The following is a 12,964-nucleotide window of genomic DNA, read 5'->3' on the forward strand; positions in this document are numbered from 1 at the left end:
ATGTATGAAGGTAAAAGCGTTACTCAATCTCATGAGTAACGCTTTTACTGTTTAAAGATTTTTTATTGAAAACCTCAATAGCTCTTTCATATATTTCTTTATCAATACAAAATCTTTCTGTTATCCAATAATTAAGCTCAGAAGATGTAAGGCTTTGTTCTCTTTTCTTACCTTTTTCCCAGTCAATTATTTTAGTAAGAGTTTCCCACTTTATTTTTTCTTGATGAGCTTTAATAAGCTCATTTAAAAACTTTAAGCTAGTAGGTTGATTTGTAGTACCTAAAAATGATAGAAATTTATTTACTAGTTTTTCTTGAGACATTTTCTGATCCTTTCTAAATAGAAATCTTTTTTGGTATTATTATACAATAGATGTCAGGAAATACAGGTATTTATTAATGGAGTGGGAGAGAATTATATGTCTATGTCCCTATATTATAAAAAGATCCGGGAGCAATTAGGTCATGATTTAATTTTTATGCCGAGTGTAGCTGCGGTTATAAAAAATGAACAAGAAGATATTTTATTTCAATATCCTGGAGGAGAATACTGGAGTTTGCCAGCTGGAGCAATTAAGCCTGGAGAAACTCCAGAAGAAGCAGTAGTTCGTGAAGTGTGGGAAGAAGCAGGATTGAAAGTGCAAGTGAAAAAACAAAAAGGAGTGTTTGGAGGAGAAGAGTATCGCCATACATATCCGAATGGCGATCAAGTAGAATATATTGTTGTTGTGTTTGAGTGTGAAATTACTAGTCGAAAACTGAAATCAATAGATGGTGAATCTTTAGAACTACAATATTTCTCATTATCTGAAAAGCCTCCTTTAGCACTACCATACCCAGATAAAATATTTTTATAGATGTAAAATAGCACACCTTATTTATTGAAGGTGTGCTATTTATATAACCCCGTCGTATACATTTCCGTTAATGTATGCACGATTTCTTCTAACTCCAATTTTTTATCATTTTTCACAATCGTCCAAAGAAACATCTCATTCATTGCGAACCAAGCACGTGCTACAGTTTCTTTATTTAATTCAGGATGCGCTAACCCATTTTCTTGAGAGTATGTAATATCTTGCGTAATGCTGTTTATAAATCGTTCTCGAATCTCATCCCATTTTTGACGTATCTCTTTTGATAACCCGATTGCTTCTTCTACAACTTGTAAAATAGCCCGTTCTTTCTCTGCTAGTTGGAGGAATGCCCTCACTTGGTTTTGAATCATATTACGTGCTTCTTCTTTTGTTTGAGGAGAAAAAGAGCGCTCAGCAATATCATAAAATTGATTCATAACATCTTCCATTAAAACGGTGAGGAGATCATCTTTGTTTTTGAAGTATACATATGCCGTTCCATAACCAGTTTCTGCATGTTTAATAATTTGCGTAATGGTTGTTTTCTGAAATCCGTTATTAATAAAAACAATGTATCCGGAATGTAAAAGTTTCTTTTTAGTTTCTAAGGAGCGGTGTTTTCTTGATGAAAGAGTAGTGTTTTTCAAAGAATCACCTCTTTATACTGAAATATCTGAAAATATAACTGTATTGTAAAAGAAATTCATATATAAAGTCAACTGACATAATATCATTGACGTTATATCAACTAAGGTGATATATTTCAATTAGTTAGAATAAAAAGAAAATTAAGAGAAGGTGACACCATGTATACAGAACCATTTCAACCAACTTATGAGTATGCGCTTGAATGTGATAAACACGATGAACTGAAGGATTTTCAAACTGAATTTTATAAAAAAGAAGGAACAATATATTTAGATGGAAACTCATTAGGGCTACTTTCAAAAAGAGCAGAAAAATCATTACTTACTTTGCTAGATTCATGGAAAGAGTACGGTATTGACGGCTGGACCGAGGGTGAGCATCCGTGGTTTTTCCTTTCGGAGAAATTAGGTGAATTGACTGCGCCTCTTATTGGAGCTTTACCAGAAGAAACTATTGTAACCGGTTCCACGACGACGAATATTCATCAAGTAATCGCAACTTTCTATGAGCCGAAAGGAATTCGCACAAAAATTCTTGCGGATGAGTTAACATTCCCGTCCGATATATATGCACTTCAAAGTCAAATTCGTTTAAAAGGCTTAGATCCAGATGAGCATTTAGTACGAGTGAAGAGCCGAGATGGTAGAACACTTTCTGAAGATGATATTATTCATGCAATGACAGATGATATCGCGTTAATTTTATTACCTTCTGTACTATATAGAAGTGGCCAAGTTCTCGATATGAAACGTTTAACAGCGGAAGCACATAAGCGTGGTATTCATATCGGATTCGATTTATGTCATTCGATTGGTTCTATTCCGCATCATTTCAAAGAATGGGATGTTGATTTCGCTATTTGGTGTAATTATAAATACTTAAATGCAGGACCAGGTGGTGTTGCTGGTCTTTATGTAAATAAAAAGCATTGTAATAGACTTCCAGGATTGTCTGGATGGTTCAGCTCTAGAAAAGATAAGCAGTTTGATATGGAACATACATTAACAGCTGCTGATCATGCAGGTGCATATCAAATTGGTACCCCTCACGTATTAAGTACAGCGCCGTTAATCGGTTCTCTTGAAATTTTTAAAGAGGCTGGTATAGAACGTTTACGTGAAAAATCTTTACATATTACAAGATACATGCTTAATTTAATTGCTCATGAATTAAGTGATTTTGAATTTACAATTGGAAATCCATTAGAGGATGAAAAACGAGGTGGGCATATTTATTTAGAGCATGCAGAAGCAGCACGCATATGTAAAGCGTTAAAAGCAAATGGAGTTATCCCTGATTTCCGTGCACCTAATGGAGTAAGACTTGCGCCAGTCGCTTTATATAACACATACGAAGAAGTGTGGAAATCTGTACAAATATTAAAGAAAATCATGAAAGATGAAGAATATAAACAGTTTGAAAATAAGAGAGAGGTTGTGGCATAGGTATGAAAACATCAGTGTGGATTGATATTTCACAACCGCTAAATAATGATATTGCTACTTGGCCAGGGGACACACCGTTCTCATATGAAGTATCATGGCCAAAAGAAGAGAGTGGCTCAGTAAATGTTGGAAAATTAACGATGAGTATTCATACAGGTACTCATATTGATGCGCCGTTTCATTTTGATAATGAAGGAAAGAAAGTAATAGATTTAGATATTCAAGTTTATGTCGGCCCAGTACGAATCATTGACGTTTCTAATCTTGAAAGCATTGGGAAAAAGGAATTAGAAAACTTTCATTTAGAAGGAGTAGAACGCTTATTATTACGCACATCTTCACATGGTAAAGTGAATGAATTCCCAGATGTAATCCCGCATTTACATGCAGATATAGCACCATTTCTTTCAGAGAAAGGTATACGTTTAATCGGGGTGGATGTACCGTCAGTTGATCCACTAGATGATAAAGAATTAGAAGCGCATCATCAATTGTTTAAACATGGCATACACATTTTAGAAAATGTCGTACTAGATCACGTAGCAGACGGCGATTATGAATTGATTGCATTACCACTTGCCTTAACAGATGCAGATGGAAGTCCAGTTCGAGCAGTTATTAGACCAATATAAGTAGAAATATATAAAAGGGGCGTTTGGCTAATATGAAAGAAAATGAAAAGGTAATTATGGAAAAAGGGATTCATACGGACTTTAAAGAGAATATGACGTACGGGGAATATTTACAATTAGATAGTTTACTATCTTCTCAAAAGAGATTATCAGACCACCATGATGAAATGTTGTTCATCGTTATTCACCAAGCAAGTGAGCTTTGGATGAAGCTTATTTTACATGAGTTACATGCAGCAATTGAATCTATTAAACAAGATAAATTACAACCAGCTTTTAAAATGTTAGCACGTGTATCAAAAATTCAGTCTCAAATTATTCAATCTTGGGATATTCTTGCGACATTAACACCATCCGAGTACATTGAGTTTCGTGACTCGCTCGGTCAAGCTTCAGGTTTTCAATCGTATCAATATCGTATGATTGAGTATGCGCTAGGTTATAAAACGCCGCATGCATTAAAAATTTATGAAAAAGATCCAGAATTACACGCTCGACTTCATACGGCGCTACATGCACCAAGTTTGTATGATGTCGCAATTCAAGCACTTGTAAAAGAAGGATTCCCTATTCATAAAGATGTGTTGAATCGTGATATTACGCAGCCTTATGAAGAAGATGCCACGGTAGAAGCGGCATGGCTTGAAGTGTATGCCGATGTGAAAAAGTATTGGAACTTATACCAACTTGCTGAAAAATTAATCGATATTGAAGATTGGCTACAACAATGGCGTTTCCGTCATATGAAAACGGTAGAACGAATTATCGGACATAAAATGGGAACAGGCGGTTCTTCTGGTGTATCTTATTTAAAACGAGTACTTGATCAACGATTCTTCCCAGAGCTTTGGAATGTTCGCACGAAATTATAAAAAACAAACCTGTCAGTTTAACTGACAGGTTTGTTTTTTTATTTGAATTCAATTATGTTTTAATAGAAGCTACAAGATATAATAATTGAGTTACTATTTAAATGGAGGTAAAGTATTGGATTTCAAGCAGCTAGAAAATAAATTTGAAAAGAAAAAAGTAAATACATTTCTTGTTTATCAAAAAGGGGAATTAACAACCGAGTATTATAAAACATCCGAATGTGCAAATAACTTATATAAAATAAATTCAATTACAAAAAGTATCGTATCTTTATTAATTGGTATTGCAATCGATAAAGGCTATATAAATGATATACATACACCGATTACAGAGTGGATTGAAAATGTATCTGAGGAAAAGCAGGATTTGACTCTGTATCATTTATTAACGATGACTACAGGAGAAGATTGGAAGGAGTTTGGGAATGGGGTCGTTTTCCCAAACGATTTTGTAGAATCGGATAACTGGGTGCAGTACATATTAGAAAAACCAATAATTGAAGAACCGGCTACAAAAATGAATTATAACTCAGGGTCTTCGCATTTACTTAGTTACATTATCCAAAAAGCTACTGGAATGCCGACAGAACAGTTTGCGAAAAGATATGTATTTGATCCATTAGAAATTACTGAATATGAGTGGCAACAAGATCCCCAGGGAATATATGTCGGTGGTTTCGGTATGAAAATGAAATCTAAAGATTTATTAAAACTCGGAATATTATGTTTGCAGAATGGAATTTGGCAGGGGAATGAAATTGTATCATCGAAATGGTTAGAAGAATCAAGTACACCTCTATTTGAAACGTATGAACATGTCGGGGCATATGGATATCACTGGTGGGTATTGAATAACGAAAGATTTCACATACCGTATTGTATGTATTTTACTATGGGATATGGCGGGCAATACATCGTTATCATTCCCCAGTTAGAGGTAGTTGCTGTAATAAGTAGTCATATGCCTAAACGTGGGCTCATTCCATTAAAGTTATTTATCGAGCATGTACAGGAGAATGATAAGTTTGTATAAGAAGAGGAGGGATTGTATGGGGGATGTAAAAACATTATCTTTATTTAGACTATGTTTAAGCCTTCTAGCATTTAGTGCAATCATTACGCAATTTATAATACGGGCACAAGTGAAACCGTTCAATCCAGTTAACTTTTTTAGTTTCTTCACTATCGAAAGTAACATTTTAGTTGCATGTATTCTCCTTTTAAGTAGTATCGGAACAGCTACATTTGGTCAATCAGAACAGTTTGGTATACTTCGTGGTACAGCAACTGTATACATACTTACGACTGGATTCATTTATTTTTTATTATTAAGAGGGTTAGAAGAATCACTTCAAACTGCAATACCATGGGTAAATACGGTGTTACATTATATCATGCCAATTGCCATGCTTTTAGATTGGATTTTAAATCCGCCTAGTAAGAAAATCACTTGGAAACAAGCCGCAAGTTGGCTCTTATTCCCGTTTTTTTACGTTTTATATAGCTTAATACGTGGTCCAATCGTTAATTGGTATCCTTATCCATTTTTAGATCCGAGAATAAGTGGATATGGTAGAGTACTTTTATACAGTATAGGAATAGCAGTTGTAATTGGCGCTATTTGTATATTGGTAAGATTTTTAGGGAATCGAAACCTTAGGAATGAATTTTAGAAATGAAAGAACCCGACTGTTTAAAATATAAACAGTCGGGTTCTTTCATTTTATCCCGCATTAACGGGTAGTAAGACCCCCTCCTCAAAATTCAGCGAAAGTAAAGAAGTTAGGTGGGGATCTCAACTGCCCGTAAAAGCCCGATTGGTTCAACTAATAATCAGTGGGGGATGAACAAAACCCCCACTGATTAAAGTTTCATTTTATCTACTCGTCTTCTGAAACGACATTTTTATAAACTTATCCGTCTTCGTTTCAAACTCTACATCAACAAAAACACCATATTCCTTTCCGTCTTCACGTAGCCACAATTTGAATTTTTCAACTGTTATTTGAACGGTTTTTGGTTTTCTACCTATATGAAGATAATCAATAATCTCCGCTTTGGGGTACTGTTCTTTCGTTTTTTCTACAGCAAGTTTACCCCATTTGGCATACGGCGGCTGTGCATGAACAATTGATGAGCTTGTATATACATTTGAACATATTGTTAGAAACAGAATAACGAATGCGACACGCTTTAACAAATTCTTCATGATGAACTCCTTTTATCCTTTTTTATCCCACTTTAATGGGCAGTAAGCCCCCCATCTCAAAATTCAGCGAAAGTAAAGAAGTTAGGTGGGGGATCAACTGCCCATAAAAGTCCGATTGGTTCAACTAATAATCAGTGGGGATGAAGAAAACCCCCACTGATTAAAGTTTCACTTTATATTGTTTACATATTCTTTCAACGATATTAGTTTGGATTTTTTTGTCTTCTTTACATAAAAGCGAGGCTTTTACAAAACATAACCAAGAAATCATTTACATAATTAAGGAGGGAAAATTATGCGCCAAAAAGCTATTTTTAAAATAGCGGTTTTACTTGCGTTCATAGGACTATCTTTGATGGTCAGTAGTATACAACTAAAGAATGTAGAAGCCTTTTCTAATCAAGTCATTCAAAGGGGAGCATCTGGTGAAGATGTCATTGAACTGCAATCTCGTTTGAAATATAACGGATTTTATACGGGAAAAGTAGATGGTGTTTTCGGATGGGGTACATACTGGGCGCTTCGGAATTTTCAAGAGAAATTTGGTTTACCGGTTGATGGTTTAGCTGGAGCTAAAACGAAGCAAATGCTCGTGAAGGCAACGAAGTATGATAAGTCAACTGCTAATAAAGGAACGACAACGAATAAAGGAAATAGTGGTGGTACAGCACAAGAAAATAAACCACCTCAAAATAAAGGGACAAATGTTCCAAATGGTTATTCCCAAAATGACATTCAGCTTATGGCAAACGCAGTATATGGAGAATCTCGTGGTGAGCCGTACTTAGGACAAGTTGCAGTCGCTGCAGTTATTTTAAATCGTGTTACAAGTGCATCATTTCCAAATACTGTTTCGGGTGTGATTTTTGAGCCAAGAGCATTTACAGCGGTAGCAGACGGACAAATATATTTAACGCCAAATGAAACAGCGAAAAAAGCTGTATTAGATGCAATTAATGGATGGGACCCAACAGGAAACGCATTGTATTATTTCAATCCAGATACTGCAACAAGTAAATGGATCTGGACTCGTCCACAAATTAAAAAGATTGGGAAACATATTTTCTGTAAATAGAGCGGAGGTGGAACTATGTTACGAGGTATTATAATCGTATTATTAACAGTTGGTGTAGTTGGGACAGGATACTGGGGCTATAAAGAGCATCAAGAGAAGAATGCAGTATTAATTCGGGCAGAAAATAGCTATCAACGTGCGTTTCATGATTTAGCATATGAGGTTGATTTATTGCACGACAAAATTGGAACAACGCTTGCGATGAATTCACGCGCATCTTTATCGCCTGCTTTAGCAGATGTATGGAGATTAACATCGGAAGCTCGTTCGGATGTAGGGCAACTTCCTTTAACATTAATGCCTTTTAATAAGACGGAAGAATTTTTAGCGAATATCGGTGATTTTAGTTACCGTGCAGCGATTCGTGATTTAGAAAAAGAGCCATTAAATGATCAAGAATACAAAACGTTGCAAACTTTATATTCCAATGCAGGAAATATACAAGATGAACTAAGAAAAGTGCAACATCTTGTATTGAAAAACAATTTACGCTGGATGGATGTTGAGATGGCACTAGCATCTAATCGTGATCCTGCAGACAATACAATTATTGACGGATTAAAGACAGTAGAAAAAAATGTAACTTCGTATTCATCTACAAACTTCGGACCGACCTTTACAAGTGCACAAAAAAATAAAAAAGGCGGATTTGAAGCAGAAGGAAAAACAATTTCTAAAGATGAAGCAGCGAAAATCGCAAAATCATTTTTAAATTTAAAAGGAAATGAAAAAGTAGAAGTCGAGAAAAGCGGAAAAGGTGCGAAAGAATCTTTCTATAGTGTGAAAATTAAAGATGAGGCAACGAATAATGAGTTTTATATGGATATTACCGGAAAAGGTGGATATCCAATTTGGCTTATGAATAATCGAGAAATTAAAGAACAGAAAATTAGTTTAAACGATGCAGGAAGTAAAGGATTGAAATTCTTAAAGGACCATAAGTTTCATAATATGGAGCTTTATGATAGCTCACAATATGATAATGTTGGAGTATTTACGTATGTAGTAAATGAGAATGGCGTACGAATTTATCCAGAAGCAATTCAAATGAAAATTGCTTTAGATGACGGTTCTATCGTCGGATTTTCGGCGAAAGAATATTTAGCATCACACCAAAAACGAACAATCCCTTCGGCAAAGCTAACTGCAGCAGAAGCAAGAAAAAAAATAAATCCTGATGTAAAGGTAATGGAAGAGCGAAAAGCAATGGTAGTAAATGATTTGCATAACGAAGTACTTTGCTATGAATTTGTAGGAACTTTAGGGAAAGATACGTACCAAATTTTCATTAATGCAAATAGCGGAGCAGAAGAAAAAGTGAAGAAAATGCAAGCTGTTGAAAAAATTTATGATTAAACTTTAATGGTAAAGTGGTGAGAGTAATGAAGATTTTAATATATCTATTGATGGTTTGTTTATTAATAACTGGATGCAGTATTGGAAAAAAGGATAATCCAAACGAAAAGCCCGAGCAAAAAAATGTTTCAATGAAAAATGTTAATTATACAAATAAGTCAAACAAGCCAAATGAAAAAGCAGCGGACCATTTAGCATCTTTAGCAGCAAGTGTGCCAGGTGTAAATGATGCGACAGCGGTAGTAGTTGGGAAATATGCTATCGTAGGAATTGATGTAAAAGCGAAACTAGATCGAACACGTGTTGAGTCCATAAAATACTCTGTTGCAGAAAGTTTAAAAAACGATCCAGATGGTGCTAATGCAGTAGTTGTAGCAGATGTTGATACGTATGAACGACTGAAACAAATTGGAAAGCAAATTAAAAAAGGAAAAACAGGTGAAGGTATACTGGATGAATTAGCAGCAATTGTTGGCCGAGTAATGCCACAAGTTCCAAATGACATGATTGAAAATCGAGAAACGAATCCAATAAAAGATAATGATAAACAATTACCAAAAGATGAAGAACAAGAACTGAGAAAAGAACAGAATGACCAATCAAATAATCATTTAAATAAATAAATTTAACCGTAACCCTGTACTAGATTGTACAGGGTTTTTCAATATAATATTAAATATTCAGTTTATTTTTAAGGGAATATATGGTTTAATTATTATGGGAGGGACAACTGTTATGATGAAAAAAAGCACATTAATATTATGTAGTTTATGCTTAGGTTTCAGTATGACAGCGTGTGAACAGAAGAAAGAAGTAAAAAAGCAAACAGCAACTTCTTCTACTGTGATGGAAAATCAGAAGAAAGAATCTATCAATATAAATCATTTTTCAAATATAAATGAAGGAATGACTTATAAAGAAGTGAAAGATTTAATTGGTTTTGAAGGGGATTTACTTATAGAAGAAGGCGTAGAACATTCTACACAAATTAAACAAATTTTTGCTTGGAAGGGAAGCAATCCAACTGCATTAGTTGAAATTACCTTTTTAGATGGAAAAGTGCATTCTAAAGCGCAACAAGGCTTAAGTTAATAAGTTGAAAATGGGAGAGTTTATCATGAACATACATACAGGGGAAATTCAATTAGTTCCGTATAAAGAGGAATTTAAAGAAATCATACAAACATTTACTTTACCAAGTGAACAAGTTCAATTTACATCGGACCCAGGTGAATTATTGGAAAAAGCAAAAAGTGATCGTACAAAAAATGTGATTGTTATTTTAGATTACAATGGGGTACCTGTTGGTCTTTTTGCATTGCAAACAGGAGATAGAGTGCAGGAGTTCACAGAAAATGAGAACGCTTTACTTTTAACTTCATTTTCTGTAAATCACAATAGACAAAGGAAGGGATATGCTAAAAAATCACTGGCACTATTACAAGAGTTTGTACAACGTTATTTTCCGATGAAAAATGAAGTTGTACTTGCTGTGAATGAAAAAAATATTCCTGCACAAAATTTATATGAAAAAGTTGGCTTCCAAGATAAAGGTTTTAGAAGAATGGGTCCAATTGGTCAACAAATCATAATGTATTTACCTATCATAAAATAACGAGAAAAAACTTACTCTTGTACAAAAGTAGTAAGTTTTTTATTTAGAAAGATATATAATGTAGAATATATAAATAAACGAAATAGAAATGAAGGAAATACAAAATGAATCAAGTTAGAAAACGGAATATTATTGGTGGAAGGGTGATAAAAACAGGAATTGCGGTTTTTCTTACAGTTCTAGTTTGTGAATTTTTCAATATTCCAACTATATTTGCTGTTATCACCGCAATTGTAACGATTGAGCCAACTGCAACGGATTCTCTAAAAAAAGGACTGGTTCGCTTTCCAGCTTCAACAATTGGATCAGCGTATGCAATGACTTTCACATTTTTCCTAGGTCATCAGGCGCTTTCTTATGCGTTAGCAGCGATGTTTACAATCGTTACATGTCAAAAACTAAAGTTACATGCGGGAACGTTAGTTGCAACATTAACTGCTGTTGCAATGATCCCAATTACGGCAGATCACTATTTTACTGCATTTTTAATTCGATTAGCTACTACATCTACTGGTATTATAGTGTCTACTTTAGTAAATTTTTTCATCTTACCACCACATTATGTTAAAACAATTTCGGGATGTACAGAGGAGCTATTTGTTAAAACGGCACATATTATGGAGGAATGGCTTAATGCATTAATTGAAGGGAAAGTGATAACCAAAGAGACAACTCATAATCTATCTAAAGTGAATTTATTATTACATAAAGCGGTACAATTTGTTCAATATGAGCAAAAAGATTGGAAATATCATCGACATACAAAAAAAGAAATGAGAAGTTTTTTACTTGTACAAAAGCAACTTCATTTATTACAGCAAATTATTTATCATATAGATAATCTAGCTCGAGCACCAATTGAAACATGTGACTGGTCGCAAAATGAAAAAGAGATTTTACGACGAACAATTCATTCTATAATTTCAATATTAAGAAATCATTGTAATAAAATAGATGAGGAACATTTTAAACTGATTGATGAATTAGACAAGCAATTTTGGAATTATAAAAATGATTTAGTCCATTGTAAACCGAATCAATATCATCATCATTTTTCAAGTGAATCTATCATTTTTTTTGAGGTATTATCTATACATGATATGTTAGAGGAATTAAAACAAATATTTGAGAAATATGAGGATGAAAATCAATTCAATTGTTCAGTTCATTAAAATGTGGAGGATTGCTATGACAATTTATATTTCACTACTAAGAGGAATCAATGTAGGCGGTCATAAGATAATTAAAATGGCTGATTTAAAACAAACGTTTGAATCAATAGGGCTAAAACAAGTAAAAACATATATTCAAAGTGGTAATATCGTGTTCGAATCTGAAAAAGATATTGATTTTCTAAAAAAACGAATACAATCTGAAATTAAAAACGTTTTTGGTTTTGATGTTCCGGTTATGTTAAGAAAACATGAGGAATTTATAAATGTTATAAAAAGATGTCCCTATGAAGTCGATTCATTGCGAAAAGGCGAAAGTATACATGTTGCCTTCTTAGCAAATGAACTTTCTGAATTAGAAAAAGATCAGCTACTTATGCAAAAAAATGAGACTGAAGATTGTTATATACATGAAAAAGTTGTGTATTTATTTTTCAAAAATAGCATTCGAAATTCAAAATTAATGAATCAGTTTCAGAAGTTACATACACCAGCTACAGTAAGGAATTGGCGGACTGTGAATAAATTAAAAGTGATAGTTGAGGGGATGTAAATATAAAAAGATGAGATTTTCTTTATACAGAAAATCTCATCTTTTTATTTATATTGTTTTGCGACTATAAGTTCGACAATAGGATAAATAAAGAATGAAGAGCAAAGGGCGATAAAAAGAGGCAGATTCTTTATTTCATCAAGTGATAGGAAGGCAAATCCTTCTGATACTATTAAAATAAAAAACATAAGGCATATAAGTACAAAATAAGCAACTTTAAAACTTTTATATTTAATTTGCTGGCCCATTTCATCTTGGCTTTCTTTCGATACTCCGTTTGGATCTCCCCAAGTAATTTGATTAATTAAATTACCGATAATTAACGAAAAAGCGAATATTGTTCCTCCTAAAATCGAACCTTCCGTTACATATTTATACGCCCCATGTATGAGAACTACGATTAATGATAAAACGATAATCATGAAAATAAATTTTTTATGATTCAATTTAGAAATAGCACCTCCATAATTGTAAAAAACTCTTTACATATATAGTGTAAAATTGGAAAACCTTCATGTCAAATATTTTTTA

At 33.7% G+C, this 12,964-nt stretch carries 17 protein-coding genes; 13 read left to right on the forward strand and 4 right to left on the reverse strand.

Features of this window, described 5'->3' with window-relative positions; translation table 11 throughout:
• Positions 1 to 19 precede the first annotated feature (19 nt).
• Positions 20 to 322 carry a hypothetical protein gene (locus ACTFRS_RS04575; protein ID WP_440024132.1) on the reverse strand — a complete coding sequence of 101 codons (303 nt, stop codon included), beginning with the start codon at positions 320 to 322 and terminating at the stop codon, positions 20 to 22.
• Between the two features lie 96 nt (positions 323 to 418).
• On the opposite strand from ACTFRS_RS04575, the gene ACTFRS_RS04580 reads away from it, so the two are divergent.
• Complete coding sequence (locus ACTFRS_RS04580; RefSeq protein WP_440024130.1) at positions 419 to 856, forward strand: NUDIX hydrolase; 438 nt, start codon at positions 419 to 421, stop codon at positions 854 to 856.
• Between the two features lie 35 nt (positions 857 to 891).
• On the opposite strand, the gene ACTFRS_RS04585 is transcribed toward ACTFRS_RS04580, so the two are convergent.
• Positions 892 to 1,503 carry a TetR/AcrR family transcriptional regulator gene (locus tag ACTFRS_RS04585; RefSeq protein ID WP_016717658.1) on the reverse strand — a complete coding sequence of 204 codons (612 nt, stop codon included), beginning with the start codon at positions 1,501 to 1,503 and terminating at the stop codon, positions 892 to 894.
• A 159-nt stretch (positions 1,504 to 1,662) separates the two neighbouring features.
• Here ACTFRS_RS04585 and kynU point away from each other — a divergent pair, with 159 nt between their 5' ends.
• The 5 genes from kynU to ACTFRS_RS04610 all read left to right on the forward strand — a co-directional run bounded on the left by kynU (position 1,663) and on the right by ACTFRS_RS04610 (position 6,126).
• Positions 1,663 to 2,949: a kynureninase gene (kynU, locus tag ACTFRS_RS04590; protein WP_062821645.1), complete on the forward strand. Its 1,287-nt coding sequence runs from the start codon at positions 1,663 to 1,665 to the stop codon at positions 2,947 to 2,949.
• 2 nt (positions 2,950 to 2,951) lie between these two features.
• Entirely contained in the window at positions 2,952 to 3,581 is a 630-nt protein-coding gene (kynB, locus tag ACTFRS_RS04595) for an arylformamidase (RefSeq protein WP_440024127.1), read from the forward strand.
• 32 nt (positions 3,582 to 3,613) lie between these two features.
• On the forward strand, positions 3,614 to 4,453 hold the full coding sequence (gene kynA / locus ACTFRS_RS04600) for a tryptophan 2,3-dioxygenase (RefSeq protein ID WP_074608709.1): 840 nt from the start codon (positions 3,614 to 3,616) through the stop codon (positions 4,451 to 4,453).
• A gap of 115 nt (positions 4,454 to 4,568) precedes the next feature.
• Positions 4,569 to 5,486 (forward strand): serine hydrolase domain-containing protein, encoded by a 918-nt coding sequence (locus ACTFRS_RS04605; RefSeq protein WP_242293392.1) that lies wholly within the window; start codon positions 4,569 to 4,571, stop codon positions 5,484 to 5,486.
• Positions 5,487 to 5,502: 16 nt separating this feature from the next.
• Entirely contained in the window at positions 5,503 to 6,126 is a 624-nt protein-coding gene (locus tag ACTFRS_RS04610) for a Pr6Pr family membrane protein (protein ID WP_139865785.1), read from the forward strand.
• Positions 6,127 to 6,329: 203 nt separating this feature from the next.
• Here the strand turns inward: ACTFRS_RS04610 and ACTFRS_RS04615 are convergent, their stop codons facing one another.
• A complete protein-coding gene (locus tag ACTFRS_RS04615) occupies positions 6,330 to 6,662 on the reverse strand; it encodes a DUF3889 domain-containing protein (RefSeq protein WP_242293393.1) in 333 nt (110 codons plus the stop codon).
• 295 nt (positions 6,663 to 6,957) lie between these two features.
• On the opposite strand from ACTFRS_RS04615, the gene sleB reads away from it, so the two are divergent.
• The 7 genes from sleB (at position 6,958) to ACTFRS_RS04650 (ending at position 12,433) form a co-directional block, all read left to right on the forward strand.
• Positions 6,958 to 7,737, forward strand: coding sequence for a spore cortex-lytic enzyme (sleB, locus tag ACTFRS_RS04620; RefSeq protein ID WP_001249053.1), 780 nt, complete (start codon positions 6,958 to 6,960; stop codon positions 7,735 to 7,737).
• Between the two features lie 15 nt (positions 7,738 to 7,752).
• Positions 7,753 to 9,093 carry a germination protein YpeB gene (gene ypeB / locus ACTFRS_RS04625; RefSeq protein ID WP_242293394.1) on the forward strand — a complete coding sequence of 447 codons (1,341 nt, stop codon included), beginning with the start codon at positions 7,753 to 7,755 and terminating at the stop codon, positions 9,091 to 9,093.
• Positions 9,094 to 9,119: 26 nt separating this feature from the next.
• Positions 9,120 to 9,716: a YhcN/YlaJ family sporulation lipoprotein gene (locus ACTFRS_RS04630; protein ID WP_000697993.1), complete on the forward strand. Its 597-nt coding sequence runs from the start codon at positions 9,120 to 9,122 to the stop codon at positions 9,714 to 9,716.
• A 112-nt stretch (positions 9,717 to 9,828) separates the two neighbouring features.
• The gene (locus tag ACTFRS_RS04635) at positions 9,829 to 10,185 is read left to right on the forward strand and encodes a hypothetical protein (protein ID WP_139865782.1); all 357 of its coding nucleotides are present in this window, start codon (positions 9,829 to 9,831) and stop codon (positions 10,183 to 10,185) included.
• Positions 10,186 to 10,210: 25 nt separating this feature from the next.
• Positions 10,211 to 10,708 (forward strand): GNAT family N-acetyltransferase, encoded by a 498-nt coding sequence (locus ACTFRS_RS04640; RefSeq protein WP_440024123.1) that lies wholly within the window; start codon positions 10,211 to 10,213, stop codon positions 10,706 to 10,708.
• A 104-nt stretch (positions 10,709 to 10,812) separates the two neighbouring features.
• Complete coding sequence (locus ACTFRS_RS04645) at positions 10,813 to 11,880, forward strand: aromatic acid exporter family protein (RefSeq protein ID WP_139865780.1); 1,068 nt, start codon at positions 10,813 to 10,815, stop codon at positions 11,878 to 11,880.
• 16 nt (positions 11,881 to 11,896) lie between these two features.
• Entirely contained in the window at positions 11,897 to 12,433 is a 537-nt protein-coding gene (locus tag ACTFRS_RS04650) for a DUF1697 domain-containing protein (RefSeq protein ID WP_139865779.1), read from the forward strand.
• A 44-nt stretch (positions 12,434 to 12,477) separates the two neighbouring features.
• Here ACTFRS_RS04650 and ACTFRS_RS04655 read toward each other — a convergent pair whose 3' ends face one another.
• Positions 12,478 to 12,879 carry a hypothetical protein gene (locus ACTFRS_RS04655; protein WP_001015813.1) on the reverse strand — a complete coding sequence of 134 codons (402 nt, stop codon included), beginning with the start codon at positions 12,877 to 12,879 and terminating at the stop codon, positions 12,478 to 12,480.
• Between the last annotated feature and the right edge of the window lie 85 nt (positions 12,880 to 12,964).

The organism is Bacillus cereus group sp. MYBK139-1 (genome assembly GCF_051916915.1).
In the GTDB taxonomy this organism is placed as follows: domain Bacteria; phylum Bacillota; class Bacilli; order Bacillales; family Bacillaceae_G; genus Bacillus_A; species Bacillus_A pacificus.